This is a genomic window from Pseudomonas sp. 24 E 13 (assembly GCF_900004715.1).
GTDB classification, from domain to species: Bacteria; Pseudomonadota; Gammaproteobacteria; order Pseudomonadales; family Pseudomonadaceae; genus Aquipseudomonas; species Aquipseudomonas orientalis_A.
Genome location: NZ_CVTO01000126.1, coordinates 121,783 through 140,606 on the forward strand (window position 1 = coordinate 121,783; position 18,824 = coordinate 140,606).

Sequence of the window (18,824 nt, forward strand, 5' to 3'; positions counted from 1 at the left end):
GATCAAGAGCGACTCGCTTCGCATCGTGGTTACGGTTGGGCGCTACAGAGTTGTGTAGATACCTATGCCCAGATAGCGGTCTTTCAGTCAGCTTGTTTGTAGCTGAACCACCGCCATCGGGGGCGAGCCCCCTCCCACATTTGATCATCAGTCTCTGTACGGCCTTATTCCGGTGCGTGATCGCGCAAGAACACCAGGTTATCCGGCTTGGACTGCTCTGCATTGAAGCGATAGCCCTGCACATCGAACTGCTTGAGCTTGGCCGGATCGTTGATGCGTTCTTCAATCACAAACCGGCTCATCATGCCCCGGGCTTTTTTTGCGTAGAAGCTGATGATCTTGTACTGACCGTTTTTCAGGTCCTTGAACTCGGTGTTGATGATTCGCGCGTTCAGGGCCGTGCGCTTGACCGCCGAGAAGTATTCGTTGGAGGCCAGGTTGAGCAGCACGTCGTCGCCTTGCGCGGCCAGCGCTTCATTCAACCATTCGCTGATGCGCGTGCCCCAGAACGCGTAGAGGTCCTTGCCACGGGCGTTGGCCAGCTTGGTGCCCATCTCCAGGCGGTACGGCATCATCAAATCCAGCGGGCGCAACAGGCCGTAGAGGCCCGAGAGCATGCGCAGGTGGTCCTGGGCGTAGCTGAAATCGGCATCGCTGAAGGTTTCGGCGTTAAGGCCGGTGTATACATCGCCCTTGAACGCCAGCAGGGCCTGCTTGGCATTGGCCGGGGTGAAAGCGGGCGTCCAGCTGCCGAAGCGGGCGGCATTGAGGCCGCCGATCTTGTCGGAGACGTGCATCAACTCGCTGATCTGCGCCGGGCTCAGTTCGCGCAGTTGCTCGATCAGTTCCTGGGAATGGTCCAGGTACTGCGGCTGGGTGAAGCGCGCAGTGACCGGCTTGGACTCGAAGTCGAGGGTTTTGGCGGGGGAAATCACCATCAGCATGAAGTTGGCTCCTGGAATCGTGTGCGCGATTCTAGGGGGTTGGAGCGTTCGACTCCACCTATCAAGCCAATAGGCCCCGGTTTTTGTGTAGGCGCGAGCTTGCTCGCGAAAGTCGTCAACGATAATGCTGGCAGGCTGAATAAACGCGGTGCCCAGACGTTTTTCGCGAGCAAGCTCGCGCCTACACAAAAAGGGCGGGGCAGTCCGCTATGATGGGCGGTAACTCTGGAGAGGGAGACCCCGTGTGCGATTAGCGCTTTTATTATCGGCTTGCCTGCTCTGCCTGAATGTCCAGGCGGCGCCGGTGGATGTCGCCAGCCTCGACCGCGCCACCTGGCCGGAAAAACTCGGCAGCCCGGCGCTGTTCGATGTGGCCTCGCGGGCGGAAATCCTGATGTTTGCCCACGGCCTGTTGGTCAGCGAAGCCTTGGACGAAACCGCGCTCAAGCAGCGCCTGAGCCTGAAGATCATTAACCTGGCCGCCATTGACGACCTGCGCCGCCAACTCTGGCAGCGGCTGTTGGGGAACTACACGTTCGCCCAGCAAAGCTGCGAAGAGGACGCTTCGTTCTGTTATCTGGTGGAAAACATGGACGACCTGCGCGAGCAGGCCGGCAAGTTCGCCGTCAGTGACGACTCGTTCTATATAGGCTGGGCCGCGCCCAGCCGGCACTTTCATGAGCGCTATCTCGATGAACTGCTGCGCAAGGCCGCGCTGATGCCGCAGATCAGCAGCGAAGTGGCGCGCTTTGGCGACCACGAGCGCAATGGCGATGAGCTTAACGATCGCATGTTCCTGCTGACCTTCGATGGCGGCCCGGCAACGGTCGGCGGCAATACCGACTGGCTCGCCGATTACCTGCGCAAGCAAAAGATCAACGCCACGTTCTTCGCCCTCGGCAGCAGCCTGCAAACCCGTGTGGAGCGCAGTTCCGCTGCGGATGTGCAGGCGTTGTACCAGGGGCAGTGCGTGGGTATCCAGGGTTGGCAGTATCGCTCTCACAGCCACTGGATCGATTGGCAGGATTCCATCACCCGCAGCGCATCACTGGTGCAAAACCTGCTGCCGGAAAACTATGTGCCGCTGTTTCGACCGCCTTACGGGCAACGGCGCGCGGACAGCCAGGGCTTCTTTCAGGCCCAGGGTCTGCAAGTGGCGCTATGGGACATCGATTCCCAGGACGATCCGGGCAAGCTCAAGGCCGAAGAGTCGGCGCAGCGGGTGCTGACGCTGATGCTGCTGTGGCGCAAAGGCGTGATTGTGTTCCACGATCCCCAGGACAAGGCGCGGGTGGCATTGCCAATGTTGTTGCAGTCGACGGCGCAGAGTGGCCTGGGTTGGCAGGACTGTCGTGAAGCATTTCGATGAAATGCCCGGCCCTGTTGGTCGAGGGGGATTTTCGGGGTGATTTGCCGCGACATTTCGATGCAGGCGGACTTCCGACTTTAACGGGGTGTATGGCACTCGGCTAGTGCTATTCGTCATCCTGAAAAATAAACTTCAAAAAAGCGTCAAAGTGCTTTTTCCTGTCATGGGTTTTGCGGTATTACGAAGTCAGACCGCCGAAACCTGCAGCACAGGTGGCGTCTTCCAAGACTCCTAATGTGGGCACTGCACTTGACGTCACACCAGGTGCAGTCGGTGGTCGAATCGAGGCGCAGCACCGCCCAGGTATTGCGTCGACTGGCTCCCACAAAGGTGACCGAGTATGGATGATCATGGACGCACCCCTTCTTCCGACCAGCCAATCCTTTATGTGCTTGATACCAACGTATTGATTCACGATCCAAACGCACTGCTTAACTTTGAAGAACACCACGTCGCCATCCCCATGATCGTGCTGGAGGAACTGGACAAACTCAAAAGCGGCCACCACAGCGTCGCTGCCGAATGCCGCCAGGCCATCCGCCTGATCGACAAGACCCTGGGCGAAGCCTCGCCCGAGGACGTTGAAGTCGGCGTGCCGATCCAGCGTGGCAAGAGCGGGCCCAAGGGGTTGCTGTCGATCCTGATGAACAAACGCAGCGAGCCCAGCAGCCTGCTGCCGGAAAACCTCAACGACAACAAAATCATCAACCAATTGATCGACCTGCACGCGCGCGACAAGGACCTGCGCCTGGTGCTGGTGACCAAAGACATCAATATGCGCCTCAAGGCACGAGCGTGTGGGATCGCTGCCGAGGACTACAGTACCGACCAGTTGGTGGACGACGTGTCGATGCTGTCCCGTGGTTATCACATGATGACCGGCTCGTTCTGGGACCGCGTCAGCAAGGTCGAAACCCGCCAGGACCACGGCCGCACCTGGCATCAGGTGCAACTGACCGACAACCTGCCGGCAGTGCATATCAACGAATTCATCGTCGACGAGCAGGGCTTCGTGGGCTGGATCAAGGAGATTCAGGTCGACAAGCTGCTGATCCTCGACCTGCATCAGGAACCCCTGTTGCACCAGGAAGCCTGGGGCCTGAAACCGCGTGACATCTACCAGAGCCTGGCGCTGTATGCGCTGCTCGACCCGGACATTCACCTGGTCAACCTGACGGGCGCCGCAGGTTCGGGGAAAACCATCCTCGCCCTGGCCGCCGCCATCGAACAGACCATGGTGACCAAGCGCTATCGCCGCATCATCGCCACCCGCAGCGTGCAGGGCCTGGACCAGGAAATCGGCTTTTTGCCCGGCACCGAGGCGGAAAAAATGGAGCCTTGGCTGGGGGCGATCACCGACAACCTCGAAGCCTTGCACATGGATGACGAAAACACCCATGGCAGCGTCGACTACATCCTCAGCAAAGTGCCGTTGCAGTTCAAATCCCTCAACTACATTCGAGGTCGCAGCTTCCAGCAGAGCCTGATTTTGATCGACGAATGCCAGAACCTTACCCCGCACCAGATGAAAACCATCATCACCCGTGCCGGCGCCGGTTCCAAAGTGGTGTGCCTGGGCAACCTGGCACAGATCGACACCCCTTACCTGTCCGCGACCAGCTCCGGGCTGACTTACCTGACGGAACGCTTCAAGGACTTCCCGAACGGCGTGCACATCGCGCTGCAGGGCGTACCACGTTCGATTCTGGCCGAGTACGCCGAGTCTCATTTGTAATCGCGATCAATGTGGGAGGGGGCTTGCCCCCGATAGCGGTGGCACATTCAACATCTCTGTTGACTGACCCACCGCAATCGGGGGCAAGCCCCCTCCCACATTTTGTTCCGTGTTGGGTTTACAATCGTTGCTCCTGATCAGGAGTATCGCTGTGCTGACTCATCTCGATTCCCAAGGTCGCGCCCACATGGTCGACGTCACCGACAAAGCCGTGACGTTCCGTGAAGCCGTGGCCGAAGCGCGGGTGCGCATGTTGCCCGACACCCTGAAAATGATTGTCGACGGCGCCCATCCCAAGGGCGACGTGTTTGCCGTGGCCCGCATTGCCGGGATCCAGGCGGCGAAAAAAACCAGTGACTTGATCCCCCTGTGTCACCCGCTGATGCTCACTGGCGTCAAGGTGGAACTGCGCGCCGATGGCGTGGATGCCGTGCATATCCTGGCGCGCTGCAAGCTTTCCGGGCAGACCGGTGTAGAGATGGAAGCGCTGACGGCGGCGAGTGTCGCGGCACTGACCATCTACGACATGTGCAAGGCCGTGGATCGCGGCATGACCATCGAAAGTATTCGCCTGCTGGAAAAGCTGGGCGGTAAAAGCGGGCATTTCAAGGCGGACCAGGCATGAGCATCAACGTATTGTTTTTTGCGCGTTACGCCGAAGCGGTGGGCTTTGATTCGCTGGAGATGGAAGGCGAGTTTGCTACGGTCGATGCTGTGCGCCTGGCGCTGGCCGGTGATCCGGAGTTTGCAGTGCTCAACGAGAGCAGCCTGATGTGCGCACGCAATGAGGAACTGTGCGGCCTTGATGAACCGGTGCAGGCTGGTGACGACATCGCGTTTTTCCCGCCCGTGACCGGAGGCTGAGCATGGCCATACGTGTGCAGGTCGAGGCCTTTGATCCCGGTGCCGAAGTCAACGCCATGCACGCAGCCAATGTGGGCGTGGGCGCGGTGGTGAGTTTTGTCGGCTATGTACGCGATTTCAATGACGGCCGCGACGTGTCGGGGATGTTTCTGGAACACTACCCGGGCATGACCGAAAAAGCCCTGGCCAAGATCGCCGTGGAGGCCGAGCAGCGCTGGCCGTTGCTCAAGCTGGAGGTGCTGCATCGCATCGGCGCGCTGGAGCCGGGTGAGCCGATTGTGTTTGTGGCGGCGGCCAGTGCGCATCGCCAGGCGGCATTCGATGCTTGTGCATTTGTGATGGATTACTTGAAAACGCGTGCGCCGTTCTGGAAGAAAGAGAACACGCCGGAAGGTGCGCGTTGGGTTGAAGGGCGGGCCAGTGATCACTCGGCAGCAGATCGCTGGAAATAGCCAGCCGGGACAGATCTCAAAACCAGCAGAGATCAAAATGTGGGAGGGGGCTTGCCCCCGATGACAGTGGATCAGCCAGCTTATGTCTAGCTGACCCACCGCTATCGGGGGCAAGCCCCCTCCCACACTTTTATTGCATTTCAGCTTAAGGGCGTTTGCGTTCTACAGCCCGCAGCAAGTGCGTCGGCGGCGTCTCACAGCTGATCTTGCGCCCCAGCAGCGTCTCGATCGACGGCAGTTGGTACGAGTCATCCTCGCCCGCAAAGCTGATCGACACGCCCGCAGCCCCGGCACGCCCGGTACGACCGATACGGTGTACGTAGTCGTCCGGCACTTCCGGCAGGGTGAAGTTGATCACGTGGCTGATGCCGTCGATGTGAATCCCGCGCCCGGCCACGTCAGTGGCCACCAGCACGCGGATCTTGCCTTCGCGAAAGCCTTCCAGGGTCTTGATGCGCTTGTGCTGTGGCACGTCGCCGGACAGTTGCGCGGCGTTGACGCCATCGCGCACCAGGCGTTCTTCGATGCGGCGCACTTCGTCCTTGCGGTTGGCGAAGACCATCACGCGTTCCCAACCGTTGTCGTTGATCAGGTTGTAGAGCAATTTGTACTTGTCGGCACCGGCCACGGCATAGATGTGCTGCTCGACGTTTTCGCTGGCGACGTTCAGCGCCTCGATCTCGACGATGGACGGGTCGGTGGTCCACTGCTTGGCGAGGTTCATCACGTCTTCGGTGAAGGTCGCAGAGAACAGCAGGGTCTGGCGCTCGGCTTTTGGCGGGGTCTGGCGAATGATCTGGCGCACTTGCGGGATAAAACCCATGTCGAGCATGCGGTCGGCTTCGTCCAGCACCATCACTTCGACCATGTCCAGGTGCACGTCGCCACGCTGGTTGAAGTCGAGCAGACGGCCTGGGGTGGCAACCAGGATGTCGCAGTGACGCGCCTCGAGGTGCTTGAGCTGCTTGTCGAAGTCCATGCCGCCGACGAACGTCATGACGTTGAGGCCGGTGTACTTGGTCAGGTCGGCGGCGTCCTTGGCGATCTGCACCACCAGCTCCCGGGTAGGGGCGATGATCAGCGCGCGCGGTTCGCCCATGTAGCGTTCCTTGGGCGGTGGCGTTTGCAGCAGTTGGGTGATGATCGAGATCAGGAACGCGGCGGTCTTGCCGGTGCCGGTCTGGGCGCGGCCGATGGCGTCTTTGCCGGCCAGGGTGAAGCCCAGCACCTGCGCCTGGATCGGCGTGCAGTACGGGAAGCCCAGGTCCTGGATGGCGTGCATCAGTTCCGGGGCCAGGTCGAAGTCGTGGAAGCGGGTCTTGCCTTCCTGTGGCTCGACGACGAAGTCTTCGAGTTTCCACGGGATGACGACCGGCTTTGGGGCGTGCTCGCGGCGAGGCTTTGGCGCGACCGGCGCGGCAGCGACCTCAACCGGTCTTGTCTGTTCAGGCGCTGTCACGTTTGGCTGGGCAACAGGTGCCGTGCGGGCGGGCTGCCTGCCGTCATTGCGGCTGCCGGTTGGCGGGACGGGAGCACTGGGAACAGGCGCGAGCGGCTCAGCCTCGCTTTTGCCGAACATCTTCTTGAGTGCTTTGAGCACGGTCATCTCATTAATTGGTTAAGGAATGTACGCCGGCCAGTGTAATGCAAGAATCGGGCGCGGCGTAGTGCGTCTGTCATACAACTACATAAACGCGCGAGTCAGCGCAGGCGCTCAGCCAGCCAAGTGCCGATATCGCGTATCTCTTCGGGTAACACTTCGTGGCCCATTGGGTATTCCTGCCATGTCACGGTGACACTACGGGTCTTCAGATGCTCATAGGCGCTGCGGCCCATGGCGTTCTGTACTACCTCGTCGTACTGGCCGTGCAGGCACAGGGCCGGAATGCGTTGCTGGCTGGCGGATAATTCCAGCTCATCGTCGAACGTCGGCGCGTAAGTGGAGAGGGCGATCACGCCACCCAGCGGGCCCTGCCATTTTTTAAAGGCTGTGTGGAAAACCACCGCACCCCCTTGGGAAAAGCCAGCCAGGAAAACACGCGAAGCGTCTACCCCGGTTCTTTTCTGCGCTTCGATCAAATCCGTGACCGTATCGGTCGACGCTTCCAGTTCTTCCAGGCTGATCGAACGGGCCGGGCTCATGGCCTTGATGTCGTACCAGCTCGGCATCTCGTAGCCACCGTTGATCGTCACCGGGCGGCTGGGTGCCTGGGGCAAAACGAAGCGGGTGGTCAGTAACGTTTCCTGCAGCATTTCGGCTACCGGCAGAAAGTCATAGCGATCGGCGCCCAGGCCATGCAGCCAGATTACGCAGGCGTCTGCGGGCTTGGCGGGCTCTAGAATCAAGGGTTCGGTCATGTTTGCTCCATAGATGTGCAGGCGCTCCGATTGGGTGCGTCGCAACGGTGCGCGACAGGTTGATCTGTTAAGAGAATGTCGCAAGGTTGAATCTTTTGCTATTGAACCGGGTACTCAGCGACTCAGCCGGCACTCTGGTACGGGCCTTGCTATGTGTAGGTCGATGTCAGAACTCTCCCAGGGCGGTAACACTATCAGTGACTGCCGCTTGTGGGGAAGCAACTGGAATTACCGCAAAGATCTCATGCTGCTTGACCCCAAAAAAAGCCAACACGGGTCGATATCGCCTCATAAGGGTGCGCTGAGGTTGGAGCTCCGACACAACAAGAGCAACTGGAGGTTTGAATGAAGGTATTGAAATCCACCCTGGCCATCGTGACCGCGGCGGCCGTATTGGGTGTCAGTGGTTTTGCCCAGGCTGGCGCCACCCTGGACGCCGTGCAGAAGAAAGGCTTTGTACAGTGTGGCGTGAGTGACGGCCTGCCGGGTTTCTCGGTGCCGGATGCCAGCGGCAAGATCCTCGGGATCGACGCTGACGTGTGCCGTGCCGTCGCCGCCGCCGTTTTCGGCGACGCGACCAAGGTCAAGTTCAGCCAGTTGAACGCCAAGGAGCGTTTCACCGCGCTGCAGTCCGGCGAAGTCGACATCCTGTCGCGCAACACCACCATGACCAGCTCCCGCGATGCGGGCATGGGCCTGAAATTCCCGGGCTTCATCACCTACTACGACGGCATCGGCTTCCTGGTTAACAACAAGCTGGGCGTGAAAAGCGCCAAGGAACTGGACGGTGCAACCATCTGCATCCAGGCCGGTACCACCACCGAGCTGAACGTTTCCGACTACTTCCGTGGCAACAACCTCAAATACACCCCGATCACCTTCGACACCTCCGATGAAAGCGCCAAGTCGCTGGAATCCGGGCGTTGCGACGTGCTGACCTCCGACAAGTCCCAACTGTTCGCCCAGCGCAGCAAGCTGGCCGCGCCGAAGGACTACGTGGTGCTGCCGGAAACCATTTCCAAGGAGCCCCTGGGCCCGGTCGTGCGTAACGGCGACGACGAGTGGCTGGCCATCGTGCGCTGGGTTGGCTACGCCATGCTCAATGCTGAAGAAGCCGGTATCACCTCCAAAAACGTTGAAGCTGAAGCCAAGTCCACCAAGAACCCGGACGTCGCCCGTCTGCTCGGTGCTGACGGCGAATACGGCAAAGACCTGAAAGTGAAGAAAGACTGGGTCGTGCAGATCGTCAAGCAAGTTGGTAACTACGGCGAAGTGTTCGAGCGCAACCTGGGCAAGAGCACCCCGCTGGAAATCGACCGTGGCCTGAACGCGCTGTGGAACAACGGCGGCATTCAATACGCACCGCCTGTGCGCTGATCGCTGATGGTTCTGTCACCCGGTGGGCCAACCGCCGGGTGATGTTCTGTTCCATTCTTTTCGGGGCACTTCATGCAAAATCAAATCGGCGCACCCAAGCAGAAGCTCAGCTTCAGCGATCCCAAAGTGCGTGCGTGGCTCTTCCAGATCATCACGATTGTGGCGGTGGTCTCGCTGGGCTGGTACCTCTTCAATAACACCCAGACCAACCTGCAGCACCGGGGCATTACCTCGGGTTTCGACTTTCTCGAGCGCAGTGCCGGCTTCGGCATCGCGCAGCACTTGATCGATTACACCGAGTCGGACAGCTATGCCCGGGTGTTTGTGATCGGTTTGCTCAACACCTTGCTGGTGACCGTGATCGGTGTGGTCCTGGCGACCCTGCTCGGCTTCATCATCGGCGTGGCGCGGCTGTCGCCGAACTGGATGATCAATAAGCTGGCGACCGTGTATGTGGAAGTATTCCGCAACATTCCGCCGCTGCTGCAAATCCTGTTCTGGTACTTTGCGGTGTTCCTGACCATGCCGGGGCCGCGCAACAGTCACAATTTCGGCGACACCTTCTTTGTCAGCAGCCGTGGCCTGAACATGCCGGCTGCGATTGCCGCTGATGGTTTCTGGCCGTTCGTGGCCAGCGTCGTGGTTGCCATCGTGGCAATCGTGCTGATGGCACGCTGGGCCAACAAGCGCTTTGAAGCCACCGGTGTTCCGTTCCATAAATTCTGGGCGGGGCTGGCGTTGTTCATCGTGATCCCGGCGTTGTGCGCGTTGCTCTTCGGCGCGCCGCTGCACTGGGAAATGCCCGAGCTCAAAGGCTTCAACTTCGTCGGCGGCTGGGTACTGATCCCTGAACTGCTGGCACTGACCCTGGCGCTGACCGTCTATACCGCTGCGTTCATCGCCGAGATCGTGCGTTCGGGCATCAAGTCGGTCAGCCATGGCCAGACCGAAGCGGCACGTTCCCTGGGCCTGCGCCCCGGACCGACGCTGCGCAAGGTCATCATCCCGCAGGCCCTGCGGGTGATCATTCCGCCGCTGACCAGCCAATACCTGAACCTGGCGAAAAACTCGTCACTGGCCGCCGGTATCGGTTACCCGGAAATGGTTTCGCTGTTTGCCGGCACGGTGCTCAACCAGACCGGCCAGGCCATCGAAGTCATTGCCATCACCATGAGCGTGTACCTGGCGATCAGCATCAGCATTTCCCTTCTGATGAACTGGTACAACAAGCGCATTGCGCTGATCGAGCGGTGAGGAAACGCCCATGAGTTCACATACGTTCAAACCTGATATGCCGCCGCCGAACAAAGTCTTCGGGCCGATGGCATGGATGCGCGCCAACCTGTTCTCCAGCTGGCTCAACACGCTGCTGACGTTGCTGGCGTTCTACCTGATCTACCTGGTAGTGCCGCCGATCCTCAGCTGGGCGATCATCGATGCCAACTGGGTCGGCACCACCCGCGCCGATTGCACCAAGGAAGGCGCCTGCTGGGTATTCATCCAACAGCGCTTCGGCCAGTTCATGTACGGCTACTACCCCGGCGATCTGCGCTGGCGCGTAGACCTCACCGTCTGGCTGGCGATTGTCGGCGTGGCGCCGTTGTTCATCTCGCGCTTTCAACGCAAGGCGGTCTATGGCCTGAGCTTTCTGGTGCTGTACCCGATCATCGCGTTCTTCCTGCTGCACGGCGGTGCGTTCGGGCTGACCAACGTGGCCACCAGCCAGTGGGGCGGCTTGATGCTGACCCTGGTCATCGCCACCGTGGGCATTGCCGGCGCGTTGCCGCTGGGCATCATGCTGGCGTTGGGACGGCGTTCGAACATGCCGGCGATTCGGGTGGTCTGCGTGACCTTCATCGAATTCTGGCGCGGCGTGCCGTTGATCACCGTGCTGTTCATGTCCTCGGTGATGCTGCCGCTGTTCCTGCCTGAAGGCATGGGCATCGACAAGCTGCTGCGCGCATTGATCGGCGTGATCCTGTTCCAGTCGGCCTACGTGGCCGAGGTGGTGCGCGGCGGCTTGCAGGCGATTCCCAAGGGCCAGTACGAAGCGGCTGCGGCGATGGGCCTGGGTTACTGGCGCAGCATGGGCCTGGTGATACTGCCGCAAGCCCTGAAGATGGTGATCCCCGGCATCGTCAACACGTTCATCGCGTTGTTCAAGGACACCAGCCTTGTGATCATCATCGGCCTGTTCGACCTGCTCAACAGCGTCAAGCAAGCCGCCGCCGACCCCAAATGGCTGGGCATGGCCACCGAAGGCTACGTGTTCGCCGCCCTGGTGTTCTGGATTTTCTGTTTTGGTATGTCGCGCTATTCCATTCATTTGGAACACAAGCTCGACACAGGCCACAAGCGTTAGGAGTTGTTGTTATGAGCGAAGCGATCAAACAGCCTGTGAGCCCTGAAGGCATTATCCAGATGCAGGGCGTCAACAAGTGGTACGGCCAGTTCCACGTGTTGAAAGACATCAACCTCAACGTCAAGCAGGGCGAGCGTATCGTGCTGTGCGGCCCGTCGGGTTCGGGCAAGTCCACCACCATCCGCTGCCTCAACCGTCTGGAAGAGCACCAGCAGGGCCGCATCGTGGTCGATGGCGTGGAACTGACCAACGACCTCAAGCAGATCGAAGCGATCCGCCGCGAGGTCGGCATGGTGTTCCAGCACTTCAATCTGTTCCCGCACCTGACCATCCTGCAGAACTGCACGCTGGCGCCGATGTGGGTGCGCAAGATGCCCAAGCGCAAGGCCGAGGAAATCGCCATGCATTACCTTGAGCGCGTGCGCATCCCGGAGCAGGCCCACAAGTTTCCGGGGCAGCTTTCAGGTGGCCAGCAACAGCGTGTGGCGATTGCCCGCGCGCTGTGCATGAAGCCCAAGATCATGTTGTTCGACGAGCCGACCTCGGCACTCGACCCGGAAATGGTCAAGGAGGTGTTGGACACCATGATCGGCCTGGCCGAAGACGGCATGACCATGTTGTGCGTGACCCATGAGATGGGGTTTGCGCGCACCGTGGCCAACCGCGTGATCTTCATGGACAAGGGCGAGATCGTTGAGCAGGCGGCGCCGAATGACTTCTTCGACAATCCGCAGAATGATCGGACCAAGTTGTTCCTGAGCCAGATTTTGCATTGATCGATGGGTGAAAAATAAACCCGGCCTGGTGCCGGGTTTATTGCTTGAAGGCTATGAAATTTTCGCCTCATGCTCTGTGTTGACGGTATGGGTGAACCCCCGCATGTCAGCACCCTCGGCCAATACCTTGGCATCAGCTAGCAGGTGCGGGTAGCGATCCAATAACCGCATCAGTAGCACCAGGGGTTTGGGTGGCAGGAGCTCACCGCGTTCGTAGCGTGAAAACGCGTTGTGGCCACCGCCTGACAAAAGCTCCACCGTTTCTTTTTGTGTGAGATGCAGCTTACGGCGGATGCGTTTCATCTCGGTGCCGATCATTTTTCGTGCAGCGTGGATGAGTTCATCACCTGCTTTCGCGTGGCGCGCTGAGCTATCGGGGTCATACATGCCGTCCCGGCATACATGGCATTCCCAGCCAGAAAGGTCATCAACACGACGCTCCATCCCTTTGACGCTAAGGGTTTCGCTGCGCCCCTCGAAGCGTGTCATTCCTTCGGGCGCACCGCATATACAGCATTGTTGGGTTTTCATGAGTTGCACTCCTTGAAGGAGATTACCGGTGGGGTGCCGCCTATGCAGTAAGTGACCTTTATGTAAATCTCCATGCCGTGTGAACTGATGTGGTACACGTCCTGCCAGACCCTATGGTCGGCATAGGAAGTCATTGATTTGTACAACATCCTTGCTTGCAATTGACAAACGATCTCTCGCATTTCATGGATTGTGAAACCGAGTTTCCTTCCTGTGGTCCTGGCAGTTGCGGTAAATGCCTGGTCTCCAAGCCGCCTGACATCCGCCTTTATCACCGCCAAATCGTAATGAGGTGTGTACTTTTCCATAAGACACCTGAGGCCAATAATTACCCTCTAAGGGTAATTTTACCAATCGAAAATACTGCTCCTTTTCCTGCCTAAGAACCCTAGTGCGTTGCCTTTGTAGGCAGCTCCGAATAGCCTGTGGGAAAATTCATCCCATGATTGGCCGTACTGCAGGCGAGCTGCAGGCACTGCGCTCGGCAAGATCCGCAACGCGCCAAATCCCTCTGCCGGCAGTTGATCAATGACCCCTGAAACGCAACGCAAGACTGAACTTGAAGAGCTGCTGATTGACGCCGAGGCCGACGATGAGGGTGTGCAACGCGCGCAGCCGAGCGTGGCGCGACCCTGGTTGCTGTTGCTCGGCCTGGTTCTGGTGGCGCTGAACCTGCGCCCGGCGCTGTCGAGCCTGTCGCCGCTGCTGGCTGAAGTCTCCAGCAGCCTGGGTTTGTCGGCCGCCAAGGCCGGCTTGCTGACCACCTTGCCGGTGCTGTGCCTGGGCCTGTTCGCGCCGACCGCGCCGATGCTGGCGCGACGTTTTGGCGCCGAGCGCGTGGTGCTGGGCATTCTATTGACCCTGGCCGCCGGGATCATCCTGCGCAGTTCGTTCGGCGAAGTGGGCCTGTTCGTCGGCAGCCTGATTGCCGGTGCGAGCATCGGCATCATCGGCGTGCTGTTGCCGGGCATCGTCAAGCGTGATTTCGCCAGGCAGGCCGGGACCATGACCGGGGTCTACACCATGGCGTTGTGCCTGGGCGCCGCCATGGCAGCGGGCGCTACCGTGCCGTTGAGTCACTACTTTGGTGACCGTTGGACCATTGGCCTGGGCTTCTGGATACTGCCGGCGCTGGCGGCGGCATTGGTCTGGTTGCCGCAGGTCGGCCAACGACACGGCAGCCACCGCGTTACTTATCGTGTAAAGGGTCTGCTGCGCGACCCACTGGCCTGGCAGGTCACGCTCTACATGGGCCTGCAATCGTCGCTGGCCTACATCGTGTTCGGCTGGTTGCCGTCGATCCTGATCGGTCGTGGCCTGAGCGCCACCGAGGCCGGGTTGGCATTATCCGGTTCGATCATCGTGCAACTGCTCAGCTCCCTTGCCGCCCCCTGGCTCGCCACCCGTGGCAAGGATCAGCGCCTGGCAATCGTGGTGGTGATGCTGCTGACCCTGGGCGGTTTGTTCGGTTGTCTTTACGCACCGCTGGAGGGCTTATGGGGGTGGGCGATTGTGTTGGGCCTGGGGCAGGGCGGTACCTTCAGCCTGGCGCTGACCTTGATCGTGTTGCGTTCACGCGATTCCCACGTGGCGGCCAACCTGTCGAGCATGGCCCAGGGCATCGGTTACACCCTGGCGTCTCTCGGCCCTTTCGCGGTCGGCCTGGTGCATGACTGGACCGGCGGCTGGACAGCCATCGGCTGGATTTTCGCCGTGATCGGCCTGGGGGCTATCGTCGCGGGCCTCGGTGCCGGGCGTGCGCGCTACGTGCAAGTCACCAGCGAGCAAGTCTAGAGGTACACCACTTCCAGCGTGGCCGATCCATCAAGCGCGGTCTCCACGCTCAAGTCCAGGTTCTGCCGGGCATTGATCACGGTCTGCACCGTGACAATGCCGTCCAGGAGACTGATGGCCGTGGGCCCGCTGACGCTGCCTTCGACAGCGGTAAAGCCCAGGTAGCTTCTGGAACCGATGTCGATGGGGTTGAGATTGGACGTGCGCCACGCCAGGCCACCGGTGGTGGATTCGGTGCCATAGACCTGCGCGGTGTTGCCGGCCTGGGTTTGCCTTGGGTCGAAGGTCATGGAGTAAACCCCCAGGCGATTGCCGCTGTTATCGAACCCCAGGCCGTAATAAATCTCGCTGTTGACCATGGCTGAACCGTCACGGTTGTCGCGCATGCGCAAGGCATAGCGCACGGGGCCATTGCAGGCGATGCCAATATGCAGGGTCTTTGGCGGCAGGCGCGTGGCGGTCTCCAGGTTCAGGTCCTGCCGGGCGATCTTGCCGTAGTCGATCAGGCCGCCGCTGGACAGCTGCGGTGAGCAGGCGGCGGGAGTGATCAGGCCATGGACACTCAGGTCCACAGTCGAGGCGGCCAGTACCGAGGGGGTGCTGGCCAGTAGCAACAGGCTGGAAAAGAGACGGGTTTTCATGGGACGGACTCCTCACAGTGATGGCTCAGGGGTAGACGATTTCGAGCGTGCCGGAACCGTTGATCCGCACGACCTCGCGCAGGTCCAGGGTTTGCATGGGCGCAAGATAAGTCTTGATGCGCATCGTGCCGGTCAGGGTCTGCAGGGCCACTGGCCCGCTGGTGACGCCGGTTTTGTCGGTAAACCCCATGATGCTGTTGGCGGCCATGGGGATTTGCCGCGCGGTGGAACTGCTCCACGCCACGCCATTGCTGGTGGAGTCGGTGCGGTACAACGCGGGGAAGGTATCGGCACTGAACTCCGCCGGATCGAGGGTGAGGTAAAAGCGCCCGATCTTGCCACGGCTCGCATCCAGGTCCAGGCCATAGGCGGTTTCGTCGATGCCGCCGGTGGCCGAGCCATCGCGGTTGTCCTTCATGTGCAGGGCGAAGCGGATCGGCGCGTCGCACGTCACGTTCAGGCGCAGGGTGCGAGTGGGCAAGGGCGTTTCAGTGCTGCTGTTGAGGTCTTTGGCATACAAAGTGCCGTAGTCCACCACACCCTGGTCGGATAGCGTCGGCAGGCACGCGATCGGGGCAAAGTGCGCACGCAGCGTCAGTTCGCGGTAGCGCCCATGGCGTGCGCCGTACAGCATGTCGGAGATTTCCCAGGTGGTGGCATCGCGCACTTGGGTGGCGGCAGGGTCAGCCCAGGCGCGCACGGTCAATTGCAGCGCCAGGGTTTTTCCCGTGAGCACAGCGCCTCGTTCGACCGGCGCGATGCCATGACCGGGTCGCCATTGCACGACGCTGCCATTGGCGACGGGTGCCTGACCCACGGCCGGCAGCAAACCCAGTTCCACCGCCCGGCCATCGAGCAGGGCATTCCCGGCCTCAATGGCATAGCTGCCGTGTTCGGTAAACCGCAGGCGCTGTGGGCTGGCGGCTTTTGCACGGTAGAACAGGCTGAGGTCTTCGGCCTGCGGGCAGTTGACGGTCACACTCAGACGGCGTTCGCCGAGCAGGCGTTCCGGCGCGCCGTCGCTTTGCGCCAGGCGGTTCATCAGGCCGAAATCCAGCAGCGGTTCGCTGACGTTCAGTTGGCATTCGTCCATGGCCTGGGCAGTGCCGGCGACGCCGATCAACAGCCACAGGCACAGTTGACGCAAGCAGGTTGCAAGGGGCATGGCGGAAATCCTCAAGGTGCATGACAGCGTGCGGGGGCCGTTTCGAAGTACACCGAGGGGTCGGCTTTTTCCGGCAGTGAGTAGCGCAATTGGCAACGACGCCCTTGCGGCGTGGTTATCCACAGCGTCGATTGGTCCAGCACATTGGGCAGGAACACCTGGCTGCTGTCCTGCACCAGGGTGATGAACTCGCCATCAGCGCTGCTGACGGAGGCCCCTGCGGGCAGCGGTTCGCCCTGTTCCGTGCTGACGGTGAGCAACAGGCGGCGGGTCAGGCCGACGCCGAATTCGACGCGCTCCACGGCACCGCGTCCGGCCGAGATCATTGCCAGGCCGTTATTGATATCGGCGTTGCGCGGCAATGAACGCGTCTGCACTTCCACCGGGCTGCGACCGTAGGCAGCCACTTGCGGCACCACGGCCTGGCCTTGCCAGTCGGTCCATACCGGGCCGCTGGGGGTGTTGAGCTTGATGCCGCTCATGTCGCCCACCGATGCCAGGGCGAAGGTGTCACGCACCGGGTAGGGGGAAAAGGTCACGCCGCCGCCGTGCAGCACCACACCGCCGCGCGCACTGCCCTGGTAGCTGGAGCGCTCGGCATCGGAGCGGCTGTAGCTCACGTCGAGCTGGCTGTAGCGCGGCAATGCCGACACGCCCAGGGTGGTTTCCACCTGATGGTCGCTGCTGTCGTGTTCGGCGCTGACGCGATAGCCGAGTTGGTCGTCGATCTGTTCCGTGATGCCCAGCCCGGTGCGGTTCTGGCCGCCGGAATTACGCACCCAGCTACGTAGCCGGCGACTCTCGCCCAACGGCACGCCGATCGTGAGGTACACCGCGTTGTCCTGCTGCTGGCGACCGCCCATTTGCCACTCGGCACTGGCTGACAACGACACCACGCCCAGGCTTGTGCCCCAGGAGGCCAGCGCACGGCTGCTGCTGTCGCCGGCAAAATTGGCCGAGCGCGACACCCCGGCGCTGAATGCACCCAATCGTGGGTGGGACCAGCCCAGGTTGAGGCTTTGCTGGTCGCGGTAGCGCGAATCGCGGTGGTTGTCGTCGCGCGCGTAAGTGCTTTCTTCGAGTTCGCGGTAGCCGATGCTGCGCCAGGAATTGGCTGCGCTGATCGACCATCGCTCGCCCAGGCGCTGGGACCAGGAAAGATCTGTCTGTATGCCGGACACCTTTTCCCGGGCCTGGGTGTTGGACAGTTGAGTGGACAACTGAAGCTGACTATCCAGCCACGGCAACACGCCCAGGGTGGCGCCCATCGAGCGGTATTCACTGGCCGCCAGCACGCCCGTGCCCAGGGTCAACTGCGGGTGCAGAGCGCCGGTCCAGCCGCCACTGATTACCCACGGATCATCGCCTTTGGCATCGCCCACATTGCGCACCCGGCCCGCCGCCACGGAGTAACCCGGCGCCGGCAGCCCGAGCCCGAGCATCGCCGCCGGCACGGTAAAACGCCGCTCGCCGCCGATGCTTTCCTTGACCGTGACTTCGACGTCCGAGCGCGTGTTCAAGCGACGCACATCGGTGAGGGTAAAGGGCCCGGCGGGCACGACGGTGGAATGAATCAACGCGCCGTTCTGGCGCACCTCCACCTGGGCCGGGCTGTTGGCGATGCCCTGGATCTGCGCGCCCTGGCCCTGTTCTTGAAGGGCGTGTTCGGTGAGCACCTGCACGCCGGTGATCTGCGCGCCGGACAGTACCGGGTTGTACAGGTTGATTTGCCCTGCCTGGAGTACCGCCTGGTGGCTGGCGAAGGTGCGCTGGGCATAGGCTTCCAAGTGGGTGCTGCGTGACAGGCCATCCTGCCAGGTCTGCACCTGGCGACTGCGCACGATCCAGTCGCCGGCATTGAATCCCACCTCGGTATTGGCCGAGCCAAAGCGACTGGCGTCATCACCGAAGCGATTGTAGAAGCCGCTGAGGTCGTAGTTGAGCAGCCCGGCTAACCCACCGGTTTGGTAGCCGGAGATATCCTGCTGCACCGTGCGCAGGGCTTGGGTGGGTACCACCAGCGACACCGTCAGCGTTGCCGGGTCCGGCTCCACCAGGGTTTGCGGGTAGCGGACAAGGAAATCCTCGCACCCGGCCGCCTCATCGGCACGCATCAGCTGGGCGCCGTCCAGCAAGGTGCGGTCAAAGCACAGATTGCCCTGCTGATCGAAATTCACCGCCAAGCGGCCACGGGGCTGACCGTTGACGCGCAGATTGACGGTATGTTGCCCGGCCGCGTAGCGCGGTGCAGAAAGCAACAGGCTGGCCAACTGCGGATCGATGCCACGTTGATGCAAGGTCTGTGCATCGAATCCGGACGGGCTGGCATCCTCGGCGCAGACCCTGGCCGGTAGCAGCGCACACAGCAGCAACACCAGCGGCAGGGCGGCGCCGGCAGAGGGATCGGGCACGGCTTCGCCGTCACGGTAACTCAATACTGTTTTCAAGCAAGGTAC

At 61.1% G+C, this 18,824-nt stretch carries 18 protein-coding genes; 10 read left to right on the forward strand and 8 right to left on the reverse strand.

Going from position 1 to position 18,824, the window contains the following annotated elements; all coding sequences use genetic code 11:
* Positions 1–164: 164 nt before the first annotated feature.
* Entirely contained in the window at positions 165–944 is a 780-nt protein-coding gene (gene yaaA, locus BFP90_RS16035) for a peroxide stress protein YaaA (protein ID WP_005785021.1), read from the reverse strand.
* Between the two features lie 244 nt (positions 945–1,188).
* On the opposite strand from yaaA, the gene BFP90_RS16040 reads away from it, so the two are divergent.
* The 5 genes from BFP90_RS16040 (at position 1,189) to moaE (ending at position 5,364) form a co-directional block, all read left to right on the forward strand.
* Positions 1,189–2,313 carry a polysaccharide deacetylase family protein gene (locus tag BFP90_RS16040; RefSeq protein ID WP_065897344.1) on the forward strand — a complete coding sequence of 375 codons (1,125 nt, stop codon included), beginning with the start codon at positions 1,189–1,191 and terminating at the stop codon, positions 2,311–2,313.
* 340 nt (positions 2,314–2,653) lie between these two features.
* On the forward strand, positions 2,654–4,048 hold the full coding sequence (locus BFP90_RS16045; RefSeq protein ID WP_065885865.1) for a PhoH family protein: 1,395 nt from the start codon (positions 2,654–2,656) through the stop codon (positions 4,046–4,048).
* A 151-nt stretch (positions 4,049–4,199) separates the two neighbouring features.
* Positions 4,200–4,673 carry a cyclic pyranopterin monophosphate synthase MoaC gene (gene moaC, locus BFP90_RS16050; protein ID WP_056858942.1) on the forward strand — a complete coding sequence of 158 codons (474 nt, stop codon included), beginning with the start codon at positions 4,200–4,202 and terminating at the stop codon, positions 4,671–4,673.
* The gene (locus BFP90_RS16055; protein ID WP_065895319.1) at positions 4,670–4,912 is read left to right on the forward strand and encodes a MoaD/ThiS family protein; all 243 of its coding nucleotides are present in this window, start codon (positions 4,670–4,672) and stop codon (positions 4,910–4,912) included. The genes moaC and BFP90_RS16055 overlap by 4 nt, the downstream gene beginning before the upstream one ends.
* Before the next feature lie 2 nt (positions 4,913–4,914).
* Positions 4,915–5,364 carry a molybdopterin synthase catalytic subunit MoaE gene (moaE, locus tag BFP90_RS16060; protein WP_065897346.1) on the forward strand — a complete coding sequence of 150 codons (450 nt, stop codon included), beginning with the start codon at positions 4,915–4,917 and terminating at the stop codon, positions 5,362–5,364.
* Positions 5,365–5,509: 145 nt separating this feature from the next.
* Here moaE and rhlB read toward each other — a convergent pair whose 3' ends face one another.
* Together rhlB and BFP90_RS16070 are read right to left on the reverse strand one after the other, a co-directional pair.
* Positions 5,510–6,970: an ATP-dependent RNA helicase RhlB gene (gene rhlB, locus BFP90_RS16065; RefSeq protein ID WP_065885869.1), complete on the reverse strand. Its 1,461-nt coding sequence runs from the start codon at positions 6,968–6,970 to the stop codon at positions 5,510–5,512.
* A 95-nt stretch (positions 6,971–7,065) separates the two neighbouring features.
* Positions 7,066–7,722, reverse strand: a complete 657-nt coding sequence (locus BFP90_RS16070; RefSeq protein ID WP_065897349.1) for an alpha/beta hydrolase — start codon at positions 7,720–7,722, stop codon at positions 7,066–7,068.
* Positions 7,723–8,067: 345 nt separating this feature from the next.
* On the opposite strand from BFP90_RS16070, the gene BFP90_RS16075 reads away from it, so the two are divergent.
* The 4 genes from BFP90_RS16075 to BFP90_RS16090 all read left to right on the forward strand — a co-directional run bounded on the left by BFP90_RS16075 (position 8,068) and on the right by BFP90_RS16090 (position 12,237).
* Positions 8,068–9,099, forward strand: coding sequence for an amino acid ABC transporter substrate-binding protein (locus BFP90_RS16075; RefSeq protein WP_016978213.1), 1,032 nt, complete (start codon positions 8,068–8,070; stop codon positions 9,097–9,099).
* Positions 9,100–9,171: 72 nt separating this feature from the next.
* Entirely contained in the window at positions 9,172–10,353 is a 1,182-nt protein-coding gene (locus BFP90_RS16080; protein ID WP_065897350.1) for an amino acid ABC transporter permease, read from the forward strand.
* A 10-nt stretch (positions 10,354–10,363) separates the two neighbouring features.
* Positions 10,364–11,461, forward strand: a complete 1,098-nt coding sequence (locus tag BFP90_RS16085) for an amino acid ABC transporter permease (RefSeq protein ID WP_016978216.1) — start codon at positions 10,364–10,366, stop codon at positions 11,459–11,461.
* Positions 11,462–11,472: 11 nt separating this feature from the next.
* Positions 11,473–12,237 carry an amino acid ABC transporter ATP-binding protein gene (locus BFP90_RS16090; protein ID WP_003171943.1) on the forward strand — a complete coding sequence of 255 codons (765 nt, stop codon included), beginning with the start codon at positions 11,473–11,475 and terminating at the stop codon, positions 12,235–12,237.
* Between the two features lie 51 nt (positions 12,238–12,288).
* On the opposite strand, the gene BFP90_RS16095 is transcribed toward BFP90_RS16090, so the two are convergent.
* Both BFP90_RS16095 and BFP90_RS16100 read right to left on the reverse strand, forming a co-directional pair.
* Positions 12,289–12,768: a type II toxin-antitoxin system MqsA family antitoxin gene (locus BFP90_RS16095; RefSeq protein WP_065897352.1), complete on the reverse strand. Its 480-nt coding sequence runs from the start codon at positions 12,766–12,768 to the stop codon at positions 12,289–12,291.
* Complete coding sequence (locus tag BFP90_RS16100; RefSeq protein WP_065895324.1) at positions 12,765–13,076, reverse strand: type II toxin-antitoxin system MqsR family toxin; 312 nt, start codon at positions 13,074–13,076, stop codon at positions 12,765–12,767. The genes BFP90_RS16095 and BFP90_RS16100 overlap by 4 nt, the downstream gene beginning before the upstream one ends.
* A 220-nt stretch (positions 13,077–13,296) precedes the next feature.
* Here BFP90_RS16100 and BFP90_RS16105 point away from each other — a divergent pair, with 220 nt between their 5' ends.
* Positions 13,297–14,562: a CynX/NimT family MFS transporter gene (locus BFP90_RS16105; protein ID WP_065897353.1), complete on the forward strand. Its 1,266-nt coding sequence runs from the start codon at positions 13,297–13,299 to the stop codon at positions 14,560–14,562.
* On the opposite strand, the gene BFP90_RS16110 is transcribed toward BFP90_RS16105, so the two are convergent.
* From BFP90_RS16110 to BFP90_RS16120, 3 genes are read right to left on the reverse strand one after another with little or no spacing between them, the layout of a single operon-like run.
* Positions 14,559–15,203 carry a DUF1120 domain-containing protein gene (locus BFP90_RS16110; RefSeq protein ID WP_065895326.1) on the reverse strand — a complete coding sequence of 215 codons (645 nt, stop codon included), beginning with the start codon at positions 15,201–15,203 and terminating at the stop codon, positions 14,559–14,561. The two genes, BFP90_RS16105 and BFP90_RS16110, sit on opposite strands and share 4 nt — an antisense overlap.
* Positions 15,204–15,228: 25 nt before the next feature.
* Positions 15,229–16,368 (reverse strand): DUF1120 domain-containing protein, encoded by a 1,140-nt coding sequence (locus tag BFP90_RS16115; protein ID WP_065897357.1) that lies wholly within the window; start codon positions 16,366–16,368, stop codon positions 15,229–15,231.
* A gap of 11 nt (positions 16,369–16,379) precedes the next feature.
* Positions 16,380–18,815 (reverse strand): fimbria/pilus outer membrane usher protein, encoded by a 2,436-nt coding sequence (locus BFP90_RS16120; RefSeq protein ID WP_170876027.1) that lies wholly within the window; start codon positions 18,813–18,815, stop codon positions 16,380–16,382.
* Between the last annotated feature and the right edge of the window lie 9 nt (positions 18,816–18,824).

Excerpts from the sequence above, each read along its gene's own strand:
- BFP90_RS16115 (WP_065897357.1), bottom strand. The coding sequence starts at position 16,368 with ATGCCCCTTGCAACCTGCTTGCGTCAACTGTGCCTGTGGCTGTTGATC.
- BFP90_RS16095 (WP_065897352.1), bottom strand. The coding sequence starts at position 12,768 with ATGAAAACCCAACAATGCTGTATATGCGGTGCGCCCGAAGGAATGACA.
- yaaA (WP_005785021.1), bottom strand. The coding sequence starts at position 944 with ATGCTGATGGTGATTTCCCCCGCCAAAACCCTCGACTTCGAGTCCAAG.
- rhlB (WP_065885869.1), bottom strand. The coding sequence starts at position 6,970 with ATGACCGTGCTCAAAGCACTCAAGAAGATGTTCGGCAAAAGCGAGGCT.
- BFP90_RS16100 (WP_065895324.1), bottom strand. The coding sequence starts at position 13,076 with ATGGAAAAGTACACACCTCATTACGATTTGGCGGTGATAAAGGCGGAT.
- BFP90_RS16110 (WP_065895326.1), bottom strand. The coding sequence starts at position 15,203 with ATGAAAACCCGTCTCTTTTCCAGCCTGTTGCTACTGGCCAGCACCCCC.
- moaE (WP_065897346.1), top strand. The coding sequence starts at position 4,915 with ATGGCCATACGTGTGCAGGTCGAGGCCTTTGATCCCGGTGCCGAAGTC.
- BFP90_RS16070 (WP_065897349.1), bottom strand. The coding sequence starts at position 7,722 with ATGACCGAACCCTTGATTCTAGAGCCCGCCAAGCCCGCAGACGCCTGC.
- BFP90_RS16085 (WP_016978216.1), top strand. The coding sequence starts at position 10,364 with ATGAGTTCACATACGTTCAAACCTGATATGCCGCCGCCGAACAAAGTC.
- BFP90_RS16055 (WP_065895319.1), top strand. The coding sequence starts at position 4,670 with ATGAGCATCAACGTATTGTTTTTTGCGCGTTACGCCGAAGCGGTGGGC.
- BFP90_RS16105 (WP_065897353.1), top strand. The coding sequence starts at position 13,297 with ATGACCCCTGAAACGCAACGCAAGACTGAACTTGAAGAGCTGCTGATT.
- BFP90_RS16080 (WP_065897350.1), top strand. The coding sequence starts at position 9,172 with ATGCAAAATCAAATCGGCGCACCCAAGCAGAAGCTCAGCTTCAGCGAT.
- BFP90_RS16075 (WP_016978213.1), top strand. The coding sequence starts at position 8,068 with ATGAAGGTATTGAAATCCACCCTGGCCATCGTGACCGCGGCGGCCGTA.
- BFP90_RS16045 (WP_065885865.1), top strand. The coding sequence starts at position 2,654 with ATGGATGATCATGGACGCACCCCTTCTTCCGACCAGCCAATCCTTTAT.
- BFP90_RS16090 (WP_003171943.1), top strand. The coding sequence starts at position 11,473 with ATGAGCGAAGCGATCAAACAGCCTGTGAGCCCTGAAGGCATTATCCAG.